General features: G+C 73.6%; 16 protein-coding genes and 1 pseudogene. 11 read left to right on the forward strand and 6 right to left on the reverse strand.

Translation table 11 applies throughout. The features are described from left to right. Positions 1–27: 27 nt before the first annotated feature. Positions 28–921, reverse strand: a complete 894-nt coding sequence (locus AB0953_RS18755; protein ID WP_366860592.1) for a 3-hydroxybutyryl-CoA dehydrogenase — start codon at positions 919–921, stop codon at positions 28–30. 155 nt (positions 922–1076) lie between these two features. Between AB0953_RS18755 and AB0953_RS18760 the strand changes: the two genes are divergently transcribed. Continuing rightward, positions 1077–2387, forward strand: a complete 1311-nt coding sequence (locus AB0953_RS18760; protein WP_366860593.1) for a family 10 glycosylhydrolase — start codon at positions 1077–1079, stop codon at positions 2385–2387. 37 nt (positions 2388–2424) lie between these two features. Here AB0953_RS18760 and AB0953_RS18765 read toward each other — a convergent pair whose 3' ends face one another. Beyond that, the gene (locus tag AB0953_RS18765; RefSeq protein ID WP_366860594.1) at positions 2425–2622 is read right to left on the reverse strand and encodes a DUF1918 domain-containing protein; all 198 of its coding nucleotides are present in this window, start codon (positions 2620–2622) and stop codon (positions 2425–2427) included. Positions 2623–2684: 62 nt separating this feature from the next. Beyond that, positions 2685–3716 carry a DMT family transporter gene (locus AB0953_RS18770; RefSeq protein WP_366860595.1) on the reverse strand — a complete coding sequence of 344 codons (1032 nt, stop codon included), beginning with the start codon at positions 3714–3716 and terminating at the stop codon, positions 2685–2687. On the opposite strand from AB0953_RS18770, the gene AB0953_RS18775 reads away from it, so the two are divergent. The 8 genes from AB0953_RS18775 (at position 3715) to AB0953_RS18810 (ending at position 11633) form a co-directional block, all read left to right on the forward strand. Further along, complete coding sequence (locus AB0953_RS18775) at positions 3715–5148, forward strand: PLP-dependent aminotransferase family protein (protein ID WP_366860596.1); 1434 nt, start codon at positions 3715–3717, stop codon at positions 5146–5148. The genes AB0953_RS18770 and AB0953_RS18775 overlap by 2 nt on opposite strands. A 31-nt stretch (positions 5149–5179) precedes the next feature. Further along, positions 5180–5755 (forward strand): histidine phosphatase family protein, encoded by a 576-nt coding sequence (locus AB0953_RS18780; RefSeq protein WP_366860597.1) that lies wholly within the window; start codon positions 5180–5182, stop codon positions 5753–5755. A 40-nt stretch (positions 5756–5795) separates the two neighbouring features. Further along, a complete protein-coding gene (locus tag AB0953_RS18785) occupies positions 5796–6569 on the forward strand; it encodes an N-acetyltransferase (protein WP_366860598.1) in 774 nt (257 codons plus the stop codon). A 45-nt stretch (positions 6570–6614) separates the two neighbouring features. Next, positions 6615–7643: an N-acetyl-gamma-glutamyl-phosphate reductase gene (gene argC / locus AB0953_RS18790; protein ID WP_366860599.1), complete on the forward strand. Its 1029-nt coding sequence runs from the start codon at positions 6615–6617 to the stop codon at positions 7641–7643. Positions 7644–7752: 109 nt separating this feature from the next. Continuing rightward, positions 7753–8910, forward strand: coding sequence for a bifunctional glutamate N-acetyltransferase/amino-acid acetyltransferase ArgJ (gene argJ, locus AB0953_RS18795; RefSeq protein WP_366860600.1), 1158 nt, complete (start codon positions 7753–7755; stop codon positions 8908–8910). Further along, the gene (gene argB / locus AB0953_RS18800) at positions 8907–9824 is read left to right on the forward strand and encodes an acetylglutamate kinase (protein WP_366860601.1); all 918 of its coding nucleotides are present in this window, start codon (positions 8907–8909) and stop codon (positions 9822–9824) included. The genes argJ and argB overlap by 4 nt, the downstream gene beginning before the upstream one ends. Then, positions 9821–11059 (forward strand): acetylornithine transaminase, encoded by a 1239-nt coding sequence (locus AB0953_RS18805; RefSeq protein ID WP_366860602.1) that lies wholly within the window; start codon positions 9821–9823, stop codon positions 11057–11059. The genes argB and AB0953_RS18805 overlap by 4 nt, the downstream gene beginning before the upstream one ends. Before the next feature lie 7 nt (positions 11060–11066). Beyond that, the gene (locus AB0953_RS18810) at positions 11067–11633 is read left to right on the forward strand and encodes an arginine repressor (protein WP_366860603.1); all 567 of its coding nucleotides are present in this window, start codon (positions 11067–11069) and stop codon (positions 11631–11633) included. 24 nt (positions 11634–11657) lie between these two features. Here AB0953_RS18810 and AB0953_RS18815 read toward each other — a convergent pair whose 3' ends face one another. Continuing rightward, positions 11658–12365 (reverse strand): L,D-transpeptidase family protein, encoded by a 708-nt coding sequence (locus tag AB0953_RS18815; RefSeq protein ID WP_366860632.1) that lies wholly within the window; start codon positions 12363–12365, stop codon positions 11658–11660. A gap of 9 nt (positions 12366–12374) precedes the next feature. Continuing rightward, a pseudogene (locus AB0953_RS18820) lies at positions 12375–12937 on the reverse strand (pyridoxamine 5'-phosphate oxidase family protein). Between the two features lie 1628 nt (positions 12938–14565). Between AB0953_RS18820 and AB0953_RS18825 the strand changes: the two are divergent. Both AB0953_RS18825 and argH read left to right on the forward strand, forming a co-directional pair. After that, the gene (locus AB0953_RS18825) at positions 14566–15759 is read left to right on the forward strand and encodes an argininosuccinate synthase (protein ID WP_366860604.1); all 1194 of its coding nucleotides are present in this window, start codon (positions 14566–14568) and stop codon (positions 15757–15759) included. A gap of 91 nt (positions 15760–15850) precedes the next feature. Continuing rightward, a complete protein-coding gene (argH, locus tag AB0953_RS18830) occupies positions 15851–17281 on the forward strand; it encodes an argininosuccinate lyase (protein WP_366860605.1) in 1431 nt (476 codons plus the stop codon). Positions 17282–17476: 195 nt separating this feature from the next. Here the strand turns inward: argH and AB0953_RS18835 are convergent, their stop codons facing one another. Further along, positions 17477–18667, reverse strand: coding sequence for a hypothetical protein (locus AB0953_RS18835; RefSeq protein WP_366860606.1), 1191 nt, complete (start codon positions 18665–18667; stop codon positions 17477–17479). Positions 18668–18702: the final 35 nt, after the last annotated feature.

The raw sequence follows: 18702 nt of genomic DNA on the forward strand, positions 1-18702 counted from the left end.
TTCTCACACTGCAGCGGCGACAACGGCTCAGCCGTACGGGTAGAAGCCCGAGCCGGTCTTGCGGCCGAGGCGGCCCGCGTCGACCATGCGCTGCAGGAGCGGGGGAGCGGCGTAGAGCGGCTCCTTGAACTCCGCGTACATCGAGTCGGCGATCGAGGCGATGGTGTCCAGGCCGATGAGGTCGGACAGCTTCAGCGGGCCCATGGGGTGGGCGCAGCCGAACTCCATGCCGTTGTCGATGTCCTCGCGGCTCGCGATGCCGGACTCGAACATCCGGATCGCGGAGAGCAGGTAGGGGACGAGGAGGGCGTTGACCACGAAGCCCGACCGGTCCTGGGCGCGGATCGCGTGCTTGCCGAGCACGTTCTGCACCAGGGCCTCGGACCGCTTGATGGTCTCCTCGCCCGTGGTGAGCGCCGGGATCAGCTCGACCAGCTTCTGCACGGGGGCGGGGTTGAAGAAGTGGATGCCGATGACCTGGTCGGGCCGCGAGGTCGCGACGGCCAGCTTGACCAGCGGGATCGAGGAGGTGTTCGAGGCGAGGATCGCGTCGGGACGGGTGATCACCTGGTCCAGGATCTGGAAGATCTCCGTCTTGACCTGCTCGTTCTCGACGACCGCCTCGATCACGAGGTCGCGGTCGGCGAACTCGCCGAGGTCGGTGGTGAAGGTGAGCCGGGCGAGGGTGGCGTCCCGCTCCTCCTCGCTGATCTTGCCGCGTTCGGCGGCCTTCGTCAGGGAGTTGTGCAGCCGCGTCCGCCCGATCTCCAGAGCCTCGCCGGTGGTCTCGGCGACCATCACCTCAAGGCCGCTGCGGGCGCACACCTCGGCGATGCCCGCGCCCATCTGGCCACAGCCCACTACGCCGACTCGGGTGATGTCGGAAGGGAGGTCAGTCACTTCGTGCCTTTCGCTGCTCATCCGTGGGCGGGTCCCCCGTGTGGAGCAGTGGTAACTGCGTTCCGGCGCCCGCCGCGCCCCCCGACGTTACCCCCGACCCTGGCGTTGATGCGGCGCCGGGGCGGGCATGCTGAGCGCACGGACCGCAATGTCACGCTACGGAACGGAGTCGTCACATGGAGTACGTCGGACGGCGGGGGCTGCTGGCCGCAGCCGCGGGGGCGCTGGCCGCCACGGCCGGGGGACCGGCGGGGGCGGCGGAGCCCGCGCAGGCGGGAGAGGGGGCGGGCGCGGGAAGGGCGGCGGAAGCCGGCCGGGCGGAGCGGCGGCGGCCCGGCCGGGGGCGGACGACCGCCGCGGGCGCGGAGTTCCGGGGCATGTGGATCGCCACGGTGGAGAACATCGACTGGCCCTCCGAGAGCGGCCTGGACGCCGGGGAGCAGCGGGCCGAGCTGCTGGCGCTCCTCGACACCGCGGTGCAGCGCCGTCTCAACGCGGTGGTCCTCCAGGTCCGGCCGGCCGCCGACGCGATGTGGCCCGCCGCCCGCGAGCCCTGGTCGCAGTGGCTGACGGGCGAGCAGGGCGGGGATCCCGGCTGGGACCCGCTCGGCACCGCGGTCGCCGAAGCCCATGCCCGGGGGCTGGAACTGCACGCCTGGTTCAACCCCTACCGGATCGCCAACGACCACACCGATCCCGCGGCGCTCGCGCCCTCGCACCCGGCGCGGCGCAACCCCGGCTGGACGGTCGCCCACGGCGGCAAGCTGTACTACAACCCGGGGCTGCCGGAGGTGCGGGCGTTTGTGCAGGAGGCCATGCTCGACGCGGTCTCCCGCTATGCCGTGGACGGGGTGCACTGGGACGACTACTTCTACCCCTACCCCGTCGCGGGTGAGGAGTTCGACGACGACGAGGCGTTCGAGCGCCACGGCGCCGGCTTCGCCTCGCGCGCCGACTGGCGCCGCCACAACACCGACACCCTGGTCCGCGAGATGTCCGCGCGGGTGCGGCAGGTCCGGCCGGCGGCCCGGTTCGGCATCAGCCCCTTCGCGGTCTGGCGCAGCAAGGACCGCGACCCGCTGGGCTCGGACACGCAGGCCGGCGTGGCCACGTACGACGACCTGTACGCCGATACCCGCAAGTGGGTGAAGGAGGGGTGGATCGACTACATCGCGCCGCAGGTGTACTGGCACATCGGCCACCCGACCGCCGACTACGCCAAGCTCGTCCCGTGGTGGGCGCAGACGGTCGCCGGCACGGGGGTGTCCCTCTACGTGGGGGAGGCGCTGTACCGCTGCGACCGCAACAGCTCCACGCCCGCCTGGCGCGACCCGGCCGAGCTCTCCCGGCACCTGTCCTTCGCCCGCCAACACGCCGAGGTCCGCGGCCACCTCTACTTCTCGGCGAAGCAGGTGGCCGCGGACCCCAACGGAGCCATGGCCCGGGTCGTTGCCGACCACTACCCGACGGCGGTGCCGCCGCGGTGACGTGATGGATGGAGCGGTGGAGCGGTGAAGCGATGAGTCACTGGTCGGGTTCCACCGGGTGCCTCACCACGCAGTCCGGGCCCGGGGACATGACTGCCTCGTGGCCGTCAGGGAAACGGACCCGGTAGGGAGGGGTGCCGTTCTCGCCCAGTACCTGAGTGATCTCGCCGACCTTGTCGTGCTGCCCCACGACTCTGCCGTGCTGCACCAGCTGGTCGCCCTCGGTTGCGCGCATGTGATGACCTCCTTGGAGGCGGTCTGGATCCGGTGACAGCAGTTTACGGCGATTCGTCCGGATTAAGCCCGCTGTGTGATGGTGATGCAGATCAGCACGGCACAAGCGGCCAGCGGGGCGGCGGGCGACAGGTGCTCGCCCAGCAGCCCCACCGACCACACCAGCGTCAGCAGCGGCTGCGCAAGCTGGAGCTGGCTGGCGCGCGGGGCGCCGATCTCCGCGATGCCCCGGTACCAGACGTACAGGCCGAGGAAGGACGAGCCCGCCGCCACCCACACCAGGCCCGCGACGCCCTGCGCGCTCAGGTGCACCGGCTCGTACGCGAGCGCCACCGCCGAACCGGCCAGGCTGAGCGGCAGGCACAGCACCAGCGCCCAGCCGATCACCTGCCAGCCGGGCAGGGTGCGGGCGAGCCGCCCGCCCTCGGTGTACCCGGCCGCACACACCAGCAGCGCCCCGAAGAGGTACACGTCGCCCGGCGACACCGAGCCGCCGCTCTGCGCCAGCGTGAAGCCGAGGACGACTCCGGCGCCGGCCACGGCAGCGCCCCAGAACCGGCGCGAGGGCCGGACCCCGGTGCGCAGCGCGGAGAGGGCGGCGGTGGTGAGCGGCAGCAGCCCGACCACGACGGCGGCGTGCGAGGTGGTGGAGGTGGTCAGCGCCAGGGTGGTGAGCAGCGGGAAGCCGACGACCACGCCGAGGGCGACCACGGCCAGCCCCGCCCGGTGCTCGCGGGCCGGCAGCCGGACCCTGCCGGCCAGCAGGAAGGCGCCCGCGATCAGGGCGGCGAGCACGCTGCGCACGGCGACGAACGACCAGGGGCCGAAGCTGTGCAGGCCCCAGGCGGTGGCGGGGAACGTCAGCGAGAAGACGACGACGCCGGCGAAGGCCAGTGCGGTGCCGCCGCCGAGCGCGCTGCCGAGTCGGCTGCCGGCCAGGCGGCCGGTGCCGACGGGGCCGCTGCCGGTGCGGCCGGGGCCCACCGGGGCGGCTGCGGAGCCTGCGGCTCCCGTGCCCGCCGGGCCGGCGGGCACGGCGCCCCCATGGGCGACCGCTATCGTGGTGGAACCGGTAGCGCTATTCTGTGCTCTCATGCAAGAGCGTAGCAGTGTCGCCGAACTGGCCGCTTCCTTGAGGTCCGAGCTCAACCGCTACTCGGTCGGTGGAAAGCTGCCGTCGAGCCGGGCCCTCGTCGAGCGCTACCGGGTCAGCCCCGTCACCGTCTCCCGTGCCCTCGCCCAGCTCGCCGCCGAGGGGCTCGTCGTCACGCGGCCCGGCGCCGGCGCGTACCGGGCCCGCCCGCGTACCGCGGAGCCCGCGCCCGGCGACACCTCCTGGCAGGAGGTCGCGCTCAGCGCCGAGGGCGCCGGAGAGGTGGTCCCCCGCTCCGTCGACGCCTCCGGCGTGCTGAAGTCCCTGGCCGCCCCGCCGCCCGGTGTCATAGAGCTGAGCGGCGGCTACCTGCACCCCTCGCTCCAGCCCGAGCGGGCCATGGCCGCCGCCCTGGCCCGGGCCGGCCGGCGCCCCGGCGCCTGGGGCCGGCCGCCGATGGAGGGGCTGACCGAGCTGCGCGACTGGTTCGCCCGCGAGATCGGGGGCTCCGTCACCGCCGCCGACGTACTGGTCGCCGCGGGCGGGCAGAGCGCCCTGACCACCGCGCTGCGGGCCCTGGCCCCGCCCGGGGCGCCGGTCCTGGTCGAGTCCCCCACCTACCCCGGGCTGCTGGCCATCGCCCGCGCCTCCGGCTGCCGGCCCGTGCCCGTCCCCGTGGACGCCGAGGGAGTCAGGCCGGAGCTGCTGGCCGCCGCCCTCGACGCCACGGGCGCGCGGGTGTTCGTGTGCCAGCCGCTGTTCCAGAACCCGACCGGCGCCGTCCTCGCGCCGGCCCGGCGGAGCGAGGTCCTGCGGATCGCCCGAGCCGCCGGTGCCTTCGTCGTCGAGGACGACTACGCCCGCAACCTCGCCCACGAGGACGCAGGGGCGCTGCCCGCGACCCTCGCCGCCGAGGACCACGACGGGGTCGTCGTGCACGTCCGCTCCCTGACCAAGGCCACCTCGCCCAGCCTGCGCGTGGGCGCGCTCGCCGCACGCGGCCCCGTCCTGGACCGGCTGCGCGCCATCCAGGTCGTCGACAGCTTCTTCGTGCCCCGCCCGCTCCAGGAGGCCGCCCTGGAGCTGGTCGGTGCCCCCGCCTGGCCCCGCCACCTGCGCACCGTCGCCGCCGAGCTGCGCCACCGCCGCGACGTGCTGGCCGGGGCCCTGCGCCGCGGCCTGCCCTCGCTGCGGCTGCCCCATCTGCCGCGCGGCGGCTACCACTTGTGGGCGCAGCTGGCCGACGGCGCCGACGACGCCGACTTCACCGCGGCCGCCCTGCGCGCCGGCGTCGCGGTCACCCCGGGCCGCCCGTACTACTGCGCCGAGCCGCCCGCCGCGTACGTGCGGATCGCCTTCGCCGGCGTCTCCGGCGCGGTCGAGCTCGGCGAGGCCGTCCAGCGGCTGCGCAGCGGACTCGGTCCGGACGCTTGACCCCGTGCGGCACGCGGCTCACCATCGCCGCATGAACGTTCGGGTCTCGCTCGTCGCCGCTGCCCGCGGGTGCTCGCTGCTCGCCGAGCGCTTCGACGACGACCGCCCGCCGGACCCGGAAGGCTGGCGGGCGCTGGAGTCCGCGGCGCACGGCCTCGTGCCCCTGGGCGCCGCCGCACTGCGCTACTGCTCGCCCGGCCCGCGCAGCCGGGCCACGGGACGGGCCCTCGGCTACGCCCCGCTCGCCCAGCCGGCGCTGCGCGAGTGCGACATGGGCCGCTGGCGGGGCCTGACCCTGGCCGAGGTGGCGGCCCGCGAACCGCGGGCGGTGGAGCTCTGGCTCGCCGACCCGCTCGCCGCCCCGCACGGCGGCGAATCCCTCCTCGCCTTCATCGCCCGCATCGGCGGCTGGCTCGACACCCGGCCCGCGGACGACGGCGGCGCCATCGTCGCCGTCGCCGAGCCCTCGGTGGTCCGGGCGGCCCTGGTGTACGCGCTGAAGGCCTCCCCGCAGACGTACTGGAACGTGGACGTCCGCCCCCTGTCCACGGTCACCCTGACCGGCTGGTCGGGCCGCTGGCACCTCTCCCTCCAGGCCCCGGCCTAAACCGCTGGAGCGCGCCCTTCCACCGCCCTAACCTGCGGTCATGACCGCAATAGAGATCACCACCATCGCGCAGCGCCCCGAACTCGCCGACCGCCTCTGGGACATGGCGGACTCGTGGCCCGCGTTCTCCCCGCACGACTCGCTGGGCTGGCTCCTGTACCCCCGGATGGTCGCGGAGCTGCCGGAGTACGTCCTCATCGCCACGGAGGGCGACACCGTCGTGGCCCGCGGCTTCAGCGTCCCCTTCGCGCAGCACGCGCCGGGCCGCGACGGGGTGCTGCCCGCCCGCGGCTGGGACCAGGTGCTCATGTGGGCCTTCTCCGACCTGCGCCGCGGCGTCGCGCCCGACACGGTCAGCGCGATCGAGATCAGCGTCGACACCGCCCGCCAGGGCGAGGGCCTGTCCGGGCGGATGCTGGCCGCGATGCGGGACAACGCCCGCGAGCGCGGCTTCGCCGAGGTCGTCGCCCCGGTCCGCCCCAGTGGCAAGCCGGCCGAGCCGGACACCCCGATCCGGGAGTACGCGTACCGCACCCGCGGGGACGGCCTGCCGTACGACCCCTGGCTGCGGGTGCACGTCCGCGCGGGCGGCGTGATCGACTCGGTGGCCCCGCTGTCGATGACGATCACCGGCTCCCTCGCCGAGTGGCGCAGCTGGACGGGCCTGCCCTTCGACACCGCGGGGCCGGTGCACGTCCCCGGCGCCCTGACCCCGGTCCACTGCCACCCGGAGCAGGGCTACGCGGCGTACGTGGAGCCGAACGTCTGGGTGCGCCACCCGCTCGCCCGGCCGGCGGGGGAGCCGATTGCATAAAAGTGCAGCGGTACGTATAGTCATGCCATCGAAGAGGAGGGTCCGATGGTGGTACGTGCAGCGGTGGCCGGAGCGAGCGGATATGCAGGCGGGGAACTCCTGCGCCTGCTCCTCGCCCACCCCGAAGTGGAGATCGGTGCGCTGACCGGGCACTCCAACGCCGGTCAGCTCCTGGGCCCCCTCCAGCCGCACCTCCTGCCGCTCGCCGGCCGGACCCTCCAGGCGACGACGCCCGAGGCCCTCGCCGGCCACGACGTCGTCTTCCTCGCCCTGCCGCACGGGCAGTCCGCGGCCGTCGCCGCCGAGCTCGGCGACGACGTCCTCGTCGTCGACATGGGCGCCGACCACCGGCTGAAGGACTCCGCCGACTGGGACGCGTTCTACGGCGCGCCCCACGCCGGCACCTGGCCCTACGGACTGCCCGAGCTGCCCGGCGGCCGCGCCGCGCTGGAGGGGTCCAAGCGCATCGCGGTCCCCGGCTGCTTCCCCACCGCCGTCTCGCTCGCCCTGTACCCCGCGTACGCCGCCCGGCTCGCCGAGCCGGAGGCCGTGATCGTCGCCGCCACCGGCACCTCCGGCGCCGGCAAGGCCCTCAAGCCGCACCTGCTCGGCTCCGAGGTCATGGGGTCCGTCAGCCCCTACGGGGTGGGCGGCGGGCACCGCCACACCCCCGAGATGGTGCAGAACCTGTCCCCGATCGCCGGGCAGCGCGTCTGCGTCTCCTTCACGCCCACCCTGGCCCCCATGCCCCGCGGCATCCTCGCCACCTGCTCGGCCAAGGCGCTGCCCGGCACCACCGCGGACGCGGTGCGCGCCGCGTACGAAAAGGCGTACGCGGACGAGCCGTTCGTCCACCTCCTGCCCGAGGGGCAGTGGCCGGCGACCGCCTCCGTGTACGGCTCCAACGCCGTACAGATCCAGGTCACCCACGACCGGGCGGCGCAGCGGATCATCGCGATCAGCGCCATCGACAACCTCACCAAGGGCACCGCAGGCGGCGCGGTGCAGAGCATGAACATCGCCCTCGGCCTCCCGGAGACGCTGGGCCTTTCCCCGATCGGAGTCGCACCGTGAGCGGCGCACGCGCAGCCACCGGGCTGCGGACGACGACGGTCCCGCACGGGCGCTGCGCGGGCGGCAGCGACACGAGCCGCCTCCGCGGCGGAGCGAACAAGGAGAAGCAGTGAGCGTCACGGCAGCACAGGGGTTCACCGCGGCGGGCATCGCCGCGGGAATCAAGGAGAACGGCAACCCGGACCTGGCCCTCGTGGTCAACAACGGGCCCCGCTTGGCCGCCGCGGGTGTCTTCACCTCCAACCGCGTCAAGGCCGCGCCCGTCCGCTGGTCCGAGCAGGTCCTGCGCGGCGGCACCGTGAGCGCGGTCGTCCTCAACTCCGGCGGAGCCAACGCCTGCACCGGCCCCCGCGGCTTCCAGGACACCCACGCCACCGCCGAGAAGGTCGCCGCGGCCCTCGGCGGCGAGCACAACGCCGGCGAGGTCGCCGTCGCCTCCACCGGCCTGATCGGGGTCCTGCTCCCCATGGACAAGCTGCTGCCCGGCGTCGACACCGCCGTCGCCGCGCTCAGCGAGGACGGCGGCGAGGCCGCCGCCATCGCCATCAAGACCACCGACACCGTCCACAAGACCGCCGCGGTCAGCCGGGACGGCTGGACGGTGGGCGGCATGGCCAAGGGCGCCGGCATGCTCGCCCCCGGCCTCGCCACCATGCTCGTCGTCCTCACCACCGACGCCGATCTCGACAGCGCCACCCTCGACAAGGCGCTGCGCGCCGCCACCCGCACCACCTTCGACCGCGTCGACTCCGACGGCTGCATGTCCACCAACGACACGGTGCTCCTGCTCGCCTCCGGCGCGTCCGGCCTGGCCCCCGCGTACGAGGCCTTCGCCGAGGCCGTCCGCACCGTCTGCGACGACCTCGCCCGGCAGCTGATCGGCGACGCCGAGGGCTCCACCAAGGACATCCGCATCGAGGTCATCGGCGCGGCCACCGAGGAGGACGCGGTCGAGGTCGGCCGGTCCATCGCCCGCAACAACCTCCTCAAGTGCGCCATCCACGGCGAGGACCCCAACTGGGGCCGCGTGCTCTCCGCCATCGGCACCACCCGGGCCGCCTTCGACCCGGACCGGCTGGGCGTCGCCATCAACGACGTCTGGGTCTGCCGCAACGGTGCGGTCGGCGAGGACCGCGACCTGGTCTCCATGAAGGACCGCGAGGTCCGCATCACCGCCGACCTGGCGCACGGCACCGAGTCCGCCGTGATCTGGGCCAACGACCTGACCGCCGAGTACGTCCACGAGAACAGCGCCTACTCCTCATGAGCGACCACACCCCCGCCCGCAAGCACACCGCGCTGCCCAAGGCGCAGATCCTCATCGAGGCCCTGCCCTGGCTCACCCGCCACAACGGCAAGACCGTCGTCATCAAGTTCGGCGGCAACGCCATGGTCGACGACGCCCTCAAGGACGCGTTCGCCCAGGACGTCGTCTTCCTGCGCCAGGCCGGCCTCAAGCCGGTCGTGGTCCACGGCGGCGGCCCGCAGATCAACGCCCAGCTGGACAAGCAGGGCCTCGTCAGCGAGTTCAGGGCCGGCCTGCGGGTCACCACCCCGGAGGCCATGGACGTCGTCCGGATGGTCCTGGCGGGCCAGGTCCAACGGGAGCTGGTCGGCCTGCTCAACCAGCACGGGCCGCTCGCCGTCGGCCTGACCGGCGAGGACGCCCACACCCTCACCGCCACCAAGCACACCCCGCAGATCGACGGCGAGCCCGTCGACATCGGACGGGTGGGGGAGATCACCGCCATCGACACCGGGGCCATCGAGGCCCTGCTGGCGGACGGCCGGATCCCGGTCATCTCCTCCATCGCCCGCAGCGCCGACGACGGACACGTCTACAACGTCAACGCCGACACCGCCGCGGCGGCGCTGGCCGCCGCCCTCGGCGCCGAGACGCTCATGGTCCTCACCGACGTCGAGGGCCTGTACGCGGACTGGCCGAACAGCGACGAGGTCATCAGCCGCCTCACCGTCAGCGAGCTGGAGAAGCTGCTGCCCGAGCTGTCCAGCGGCATGGTGCCCAAGATGGAGGGCTGCCTGCACGCCGTCCGCCGAGGCGTCAGCACCGCACGCGTGATCGACGGGCGCGTCCCGCACTCGATCCTGCTGGAGATCTTCACGGACGAGGGCATCGGCACGATGGTCGTGCCCGACGCACAGGGAGGGGAACAGCAGTGACCGACACCGACACCGACACCGGCACCGGTACGCAGACCACCGGGAACGAGACCTACGCGGCCCGCTGGCGGGGCGCGCTGACCGACAACTACGGCACCCCCGCGGTGGCCCTCGTACGCGGCGAAGGCGCCCAGGTCTGGGACGCCGACGGCAAGCAGTACACCGACTTCGTCGGCGGCATCGCCGTCAACGCCCTCGGCCACGCCCACCCCGCGGTCGTCGCCGCCGTGACCGGCCAGATCTCCACCCTCGGGCACGTCTCCAACCTGTACGCCTCCGAGCCCGTCCTCGCGCTCGGCGAGCGGCTGCTGCAGCTCTTCGGCCGCCCCGGCCGGATCTTCTTCTGCAACTCCGGGGCCGAGGCCGTCGAGGCCGCCTTCAAGATCGGCCGGCTGACGGGGCGGAGCCACATGGTCGCCACCGACGGCGGCTTCCACGGCCGCACCATGGGCGCCCTCGCCCTCACCGGCCAGCCCAAGAAGCAGGGCCCCTTCCTCCCGCTGCCCGGCGACGTCACGCACGTCCCGTACGGCGACGCCGACGCCCTGCGCGCCGCCGTCACCGAGGAGACCGCCCTCGTCGTCATCGAGCCGATCCAGGGCGAGAACGGCGTCGTCGTCCCGCCCGCCGGCTACCTCGAGGCCGCCCGCGAGATCACCCGGGCCACCGGCACCCTCCTCGTCCTCGACGAGGTCCAGACCGGCATCGGGCGCTGCGGCCACTGGTTCGAACACCAGGCCCACGAGAGCGTCGAGCCCGACCTCGTCACCCTCGCCAAGGGGCTCGGCGGCGGCCTGCCCATCGGCGCCGTGGCCGCCTTCGGCCCCGCCGCCGACCTCCTGCGGCCCGGCCAGCACGGCACCACCTTCGGCGGCAACCCCGTCGCCTGCGCCGCCGGCCTCGCCGTCATCGACACCATCGCCGCCGACGGCCTGCTCGACCGGGTCAAGGCGCGCGGCGAGCAACTGCGCTCCGGAATCGAGGCCACGGGGCACCCTCTGGTCTCCCATGTCCGTGGCGAGGGCCTTCTCCTGGGTATCGTGCTGACCGGGCCGCACGCACCGCAGGTGCAGCAGGCGGCCCAGGACGCCGGCTTCCTGGTCAACGCGCCCGCCCCCGACGTCGTACGGCTCATGCCCCCGTACGTGCTCACCGAGGCCGAGGCGGACGCATTCGTCCAGGCGCTGCCCGGCATCCTCGACGCAGCCAACGGGGACGGACGAACCGGGGAATGAGAAGACGATGAGCCAGGCGCAGGACAACGAGCGCTGGGGGTCCCCCCAGGCGGCGGAACCCGGGGGCGGACCCGCCGTTCCCCAGACGCGCACCGCCCGCCACCGCCGGATCGTGGACATCCTCAACCGGCAGCCGGTCCGCTCCCAGAGCCAGCTGGCCAAGCTGCTCGCCGACGACGGGCTGAGCGTCACCCAGGCGACGCTCTCCCGCGACCTCGACGAGCTCGGCGCGGTGAAGATCCGCAACACCGGCGGCGAACTCATCTACGCGGTACCCAGCGAGGGCGGCTTCCGCACCCCGCAGGCCCCGCTCGGCGAGTCCGCCAAGGAGGAGCGCATGCGGCGCCTCTCCGGCGAACTGCTGATCTCGGCGGAGGCCTCCGCGAACCTCGTCGTCCTGCGCACCCCGCCCGGAGCGGCCCAGTTCCTGGCCTCGGCCATCGACCAGGCCGAACTGCACTCCGTCCTCGGCACCATCGCCGGCGACGACACGCTGATGCTGATCAGCCGCGACCCCAAGGGCGGCCAGGCCCTGGCCGACCACCTCCTGCGCCTGGCCCAGAAGGAAACCTGACGGACCCGGGGACCCGGGCCGCTGTCAGTAGCGGGTGATGTCCAGCGGGCCCGGGGCCGAACCCGGGCCCGCGGCCGTCCCGATGGCGATGTGGGGCAGGCGGGCGGGGTCGGCCCAGCGGAGGATCGCGCGCATCGCGCCCACCGGGACCGAGACGCAACCCGCCGTCGCCCCCTTGCCGTTGACGTGCAGGAAGATGCCCGCGCCGCGGCCGCGCACCGGCTGGTCGTAGTTGAAGGCGATGACCAGGGCGTGCGCGTACTGCGTCCCGTACGCCGCCAGGTGCTCGGACTCGCCCGGCGCGCAGTCCGCGGGCAGCGGCTCCACCCAGCGGTTGTAGCTGGCCGACGCATTGTCCTGGCACCACCAGGACCCCTCCGTCACCCGCCGGTAGGGGTAGTCCGTACCGCCCGGGGCGGGCCGGATCCCGAAGGCGTACGGGAGCGCGAAGAGGCCGGCCGGGGTGGTTTCGGTGCCCTGGACGCGCGTCGCGCCCTCGGTCAGGCCCTTGGCGCCGAAGCGGGCGTCGGTGCTGCCCTTCTCGTACCAGCGGCCCGCCCACTTCTCCCACCAGGTCACCCGCCCCGTGGTGGAGCCGGGCGCGGGCGCGACGGCGGTGATCAGCTGGCTGCCGCCGCCCGTGTCGGCGAGCAACTCCGGCAGGGGCGCAGTCCCCTGCCCCGGCAGCAGGCCGGTGACGATCAGTGAGCCGGTGACGAGAGCGGTACGCAGCAGCACGTGTCAGACGGTACGCGCAGGAAGGGCCAGAGGCAGCGCAGGCAGGCCGTCGACGCTCACTCCGACGACGTCCTTTTTCTCGCAGCAGTCCGCGAACTCCTCGTCGGTCTCGCGGCCGAGGAACCGTGCAGGGAGGGGTGCGCTCGCCCTGGCTACTCCATGAGGGGGACGGCCTACCCGTACGCGTCGTCGATCCGCTGGGCGTGCACGAGGATGACGGCCCGCGCACCGGCCCCGTCGGCCTGGGCGAACAGCCCGACGAGCTCGGCCCACCGCGGGTCGTCACGGAAGACGGCCTCGGCCTCGCCGTGGATGCGGACGATGTTCGGCGGACCGGTGAACGCGCACCACATGAGGGTGATCCGGCCGTTCTCACGGACGTGGGCGATCGTTTCCGCACCGCTGCCGCCGAAGTCGAGGTAGGCGAGGGTCTCCTCGTCGAGGACGACGAGGTTCCCCTTGCAGCCCTTGGGGGCCACGTCGACGTGGCCGTCGGCGGCGAGCGGGGCGGTCGCGGTGAAGAAGACCGGCTGCTCCTCGATGAACGCGCGCAGTCGGCCGTCCATGCGGTCGTGGAGTTTCCCCGACGGCCACGCCTCCCGCAGCCTCGGGTTGCCGTGCCTCGGGTTCACGTGTTCCGCCGGGTCCCAGGCCGCCTTCAGGGCCGGCGTGCCGTCCTGGATGCGCAGGAGGCGAGAGGCCGCCCGGCGCGTGTGCACGGCGTACCTCCAGGTGCAGCGCGCGGTCAGGGCCGCCGGATCCAGCCGGGAAGCCACCGGCCGCAGGGCCCGGCCCGCCTCCCGGGCCACCGACGGGGCGGGGTCGTCCAGCAGGGCGAGCAGCACCGCGTCCTCCGGCGTCGCGTCCAGCCGCCGCAGCCCCGCCACCGCTGCGGCGCGCACCCGGCCGGCGGGGTGCGCCAGGAGGTCCCGCAGCAGCGGGACGTCCGCTGCCTCGCCGCATTCGGCGAGCCCCGACACCGCGTACGGGGAGGGCCCCGCCGGGTCGGTCACCAGGCGGCGGTAGTGCTCGCGCGGGTCCCCGCCGCCCTGGCCCACGAGCCAGCGGGCGCAGGCCCGTACCGAGCGGGCCGGGTCGGCCAGGTACCGTACGCCCTCCTCGGCCCGGCCGGCGCCCCGCAGCGCGGTCACCCCGGCGGCGCGCACCGCTGCCAGGCGACCGGCGAGCAGCGCCTCGATCGCCTCGGCCCGCTCCGCCTCCCGCCTCCCGCCGGCCCGCTGTGCCGCCAGCTTCCGCAGCACGGCGTCCGTCCACATCCGGGCGGTCATCGTGTCGCCCTCGGCGCCGGCCTCCCGGGCCATGTCCGGTACGGACATCGCCCAGCGGGTGCGGGCCAGGGTGATGCGGGCGGCGAAGCGCCGGGCCGGCACGTCGCGGGTGCGGCGCAGCCACCCCAGGATCTCGTCGGCCTGCCGCCGCGTCGGCCGGCCCGTCAGGAGCCCGACGCGCCACCACTGCGCGAGGCGCGGCTCCCGCGCGTGGAGGGCGGCTTCGAACAGCTCCAGCGCCCAGCCGCCCTCCTCCCGTCCGGCCAGCCGCAGGACGAGGGGGAGGGCCCTGAACACGGTGTACCGGGCGTCGGCGGCCAGGGATTCGACGAGCAGCCGCCGGGCCCGGGCCCGCACGGCCGGAACCCAGTCGGCGCAGCGGATCACCACGAGGGGCAGCGGCAGCGAGGCCGGCGCCGCCACCTGTCCCGGCATCCGCGGCCGCAGCGAGAGCAGCGCCGCCTCCCGTACCCGCCCGTCGGGGTGGCACAGCCGCAGCTCCACGGGGGCGTCGGCGCGGTCGCGGGCGGTCGCACCCCTCGCCCGGCGCGCGCATTCGTCGAAGGCCAGCCACGCCCGGGCCCCGGTGTCCGGAAGGACGTGCCGCAGCGATACCGCACTGCCGCAGAGCAGCGCCATTGCGGCGCCGCGCCCCTCCGCCACCGCCCACCGGTGATCCGCTCCCATCCGCGCCCCCGCCCTCCCTCTTCCCCTGCTCCCTGGGGCACCTCTCGGCACCCCCGGGGCACCCGTGTGCGCCCTGGCGCCCGAGCGTACTGGCGGGGTCCGGCGCGCGTCGCCCGAAATTTCCGCTGGTCAGGAGGGCGCCACCCGCCCTCATTGACGAAACATACGGAGTAGTGCATAGTTATGCCTGTCGTTGAATGCACCGTAAGGAGAAACCCGTGACCGAGCGCGTCGTACTCGCCTACTCGGGCGGCCTGGACACCTCCGTCGCCATCGGCTGGATCGCCGAGGAGACGGGCGCCGAGGTCATCGCCGTTGCCGTGGACGTCGGCCAGGGTGGCGAGGACCTGGACGTCATCCGCAAGCGCGCGCTCGCCTGCGGTGCCGTCGAGGCCGAGGTCGCCGACGCCAAGGACGAGTTCGCCGACGAGTACTGCCTCCCGGCGATCAAGGCGAACGCCCTCTACATGGACCGCTACCCGCTGGTCTCGGCCCTCTCCCGCCCGACGATCGTCAAGCACCTGGTCGCCGCCGCCAAGAAGCACAACGCCGGCATCGTCGCCCACGGCTGCACCGGCAAGGGCAACGACCAGGTCCGCTTCGAGGCCGGCATCCAGGCGCTCGGCCCGGACCTCAAGTGCATCGCCCCGGTCCGCGACTACGCGATGACCCGCGACAAGGCCATCGCCTTCTGCGAGGCGAAGAACCTCCCGATCGCGACCACCAAGAAGTCCCCGTACTCCATCGACCAGAACGTCTTCGGCCGCGCCGTGGAGACGGGCTTCCTCGAGGACATCTGGAACGCCCCGATCGAGGACATCTACGAGTACACCTCCAACCCCGCCACCCCGCGCGAGCCCGACGAGGTCGTCATCTCCTTCAAGGAGGGCGTGCCCGTCGCCGTCGACGGCAAGCCGGTCACCGTTCTGCAGGCCATCCAGCAGCTCAACGAGCGCGCGGGCGCCCAGGGCATCGGCCGGATCGACATGGTCGAGGACCGCCTCGTCGGCATCAAGTCCCGCGAGGTGTACGAGGCCCCCGGCGCGATCGCACTGATCACCGCCCACCAGGAGCTGGAGAACGTCACCGTCGAGCGCGAGCTGGCCCGCTACAAGCGGCAGGTCGAGCAGCGCTGGGGCGAGCTCGTCTACGACGGCCTGTGGTTCTCCCCGCTCAAGCGCGCCCTGGACGGCTTCATCAACGAGGCCAACCAGCACGTCACCGGCGACATCCGGATGACCCTGCACGGCGGCCGCGCCGTCGTCACCGGCCGCAAGTCCGAGGAGTCCCTCTACGACTTCAACCTGGCCACCTACGACACCGGCGACACGTTCGACCAGTCCAAGGCCCAGGGCTTCATCGACATCTTCGCCCTCTCCGCGAAGATCGCCGCGAAGCGCGACCTCGCCTGAGTCGTCGTTGAGCGCAGCACCCCGACGGCCTCCCCGTTACCTCCGCGGCGGGGAGGCCGCCGTACACCCACCCTTTTGAGGAGCAGTACCTGTGAGCAGCAACAACGGTGGTGACGTCCGGCTCTGGGGCGGCCGGTTCGCCGACGGCCCGGCCGAGGCCCTGGCGAAGCTCTCCGCGTCGGTCCACTTCGACTGGCGCCTCGCGCCGTACGACATCGCCGGATCCCGCGCCCACGCCCGGGTCCTGCACAAGGCGGGGCTGCTCACGGCCGACGAGCTCGACCGCATGATCGCCGGCCTGGACCGGCTCGAGGCCGACGTGGCCGACGGGTCGTTCACCGGCACGATCGCCGACGAGGACGTCCACACCGCCCTGGAGCGCGGCCTGCTGGAGCGGCTCGGCGCCGAGCTCGGCGGCAAGCTGCGCGCCGGCCGGTCCCGCAACGACCAGGTGGCCACGCTCTTCCGGATGTACCTGCGCGACCACGCACGGATCATCGGCGGCCTGATCGCCGACCTCCAGGACGCGCTGGTCGGCCTCGCCGAGGCGCACGCGGACGTGGCGATGCCCGGCCGGACCCACCTCCAGCACGCGCAGCCGGTGCTCTTCGCGCACCACGTCCTCGCGCACGTGCAGGCGCTGTCCCGGGACGCCGAGCGGCTGCGCCAGTGGGACACCCGCACCGCGGTCTCCCCGTACGGCTCCGGCGCCCTGGCCGGCTCCTCGCTCGGCCTGGACCCCGAGGCGGTCGCCGCCGACCTGGGCTTCGAGCGGGGCTCGGTCGGCAACTCGATCGACGGCACGGCCTCGCGCGACTTCGTCGCCGAGTTCGCGTTCATCACCGCGATGATCGGGATCAACCTGTCGCGGATCGCCGAGGAGATCATCATCTGGAACACGAAGGAGTTCTCCTTCGTGACCCTCCACGACGCCTTCTCCACCGGCTCCTCGATCATGCCGCAGAAGAAGAACCCGGACATCGCCGAGCTGGCACGCGGCAAGTCGGGCCGGCTCATCGGCAACCTGACGGGCCTGCTGGCCACCCTCAAGGCCCTGCCGCTGGCCTACAACCGCGACCTGCAGGAGGACAAGGAGCCCGTCTTCGACTCCTGCGACACCCTGGAGGTCCTGCTGCCGGCCTTCACCGGCATGATGGCCACCCTCACGGTCAACCGGGAGCGGATGGAGGAGCTGGCGCCGGCCGGGTTCTCCCTGGCGACGGACATCGCGGAGTGGCTGGTCAAGCAGGGCGTCCCGTTCCGGGTGGCGCACGAGGTGGCCGGCGAGTGCGTCAAGGAGTGCGAGTCGCTCGGGATCGAGCTCGACGAGCTCACCGACGAGCAGTTCGCGAAGATCTCCGAGCACCTCACCCCCGAGGTCCGCACCGTGCTGAACGTGCCGGGGGCGCTCGCCTCCCGCAGCGGCCGCGGCGGCACCGCCCCCTCGGCGGTGGCGCTCCAGCTCAACGAGCTGAAGGCGGACCTGGTCATCCAGCACGCCTGGGCCGCGCACAAGCAGTAGCCCCACGGCGCCTGCCGTACGGCACCCGCCCGTACGGCGCCCCCGTACCCCCCGCGGCCCTGCGGCCCGCACGCCACCGGCCCCCACGGGCCAGGGCCCTGTACGTCCGCACGCCGAGGGATGCCCGGAGGGGCGGTCGGAGCCCAGTGCTCCGACCGCCCCTCCGTCGTGTCCGCGCCCTCGCCGCAAGACGGCTCAGCCCACCGGGTGCTCCGGCTCGTAGTTGGTCAGGACGCAGCCCTCGACCTGGGCCTTCTCCAGCCGGTACCCCGTCGGGGCGGAGAAGCCGGGTACGCAGTTCAGGTACAGGAAGCGGGGGTGCTGGTACAGCACGAACCGGGCCGAGGCGTTGTTGGTCTCCACGGCGACGTTCTCGCCGACGAGCAGCACGCTGGCCGTGGCGCTCAGCCTGCCGTCGTCCTTCAGGTCGGCCAGCTGGGCGGCCTTCGCCTTCGTCTGCAGCTTCTTCATGTCGCCGACGGTGTCGAGCCAGCTCAGGTCGTGGGCGCGCCGCTCCCCGGCCGGCTGGCCGCACAGGGCCCGGCCGGTGATGCCCCAGTCCGCCGCCTTGCCCTTGACCACCGGCTGGTAGTCGATGGACTCGATCCCCACCGCCTCCGGATCGGTGGAGAAGTGGTCCTTGCAGGCGAGGGGGCTGTTGCTCACGAGCGTGCGCAGCTCGGCGATGCTGCCCGCCCGCGGGAGGCCGAGGCTGCCCGTGGCGGGCTGGCCGGGCCCGCCGTTCGGGCCCTCCTGCGGGGTCTCGAGGTTCGGGCTGCCCGCGCCGTCCTTCGCAGGGACGAAATCACTGAGGTTGCAGTACTCGACCAGCGCCTTCTCCCGCTTGTAGCCCTGGGGCACGGGGGCGGTGGGGTTGCAGGTCAGGACGCGCATCTCGGAGCGCACCAGGGCCATGGAGGTCTTCGGCAGGGTGGGGAAGGCGACGAAGCCCTTGCCGACGATCACGTTGCTGAAGAGCCCGTACGCCCCGTCGCCGCCGGCGATCCGGTCCAGGACGTACTGCTTGTAGCCCGCCTGGAACTCCTTCATGTCCTTAGGGACGGCGATGACGATGTCGCTCTTGTCGGCCGTGGTGCTGCAGACGCCGACCTCCGTCACCGACCACTGCCCGACCTTCGGGAAGTCGCCGCTCGGGATCCTCGGGTCGTCGGCCTTCGCGCTCAGGTTCTCGCAGCCGGCCCACTCGCGCATGTACTGCTGCGCCTTGACGAGCGGGCCGTCGCCGGCGCCCTCGGCCGCAGCGGGGGAGGCGGAGGAGGCGGGGGTGCCCGGTGGTGCCGCCTGGCCGCCGCCTCCCTTGCACGCGGGCAGGACGGCGAGGCAGGTGAGGGCGGCGGTCGTGGCGAGGATCCGCTGGATGCGCATGGGTCGCTTTCGTCGGACGAAGGTCGCAGGGGGTG

It is taken from the genome of Streptomyces sp. NPDC046866 (assembly GCF_040704625.1).
In the GTDB taxonomy this organism is placed as follows: domain Bacteria; phylum Actinomycetota; class Actinomycetes; order Streptomycetales; family Streptomycetaceae; genus Streptomyces.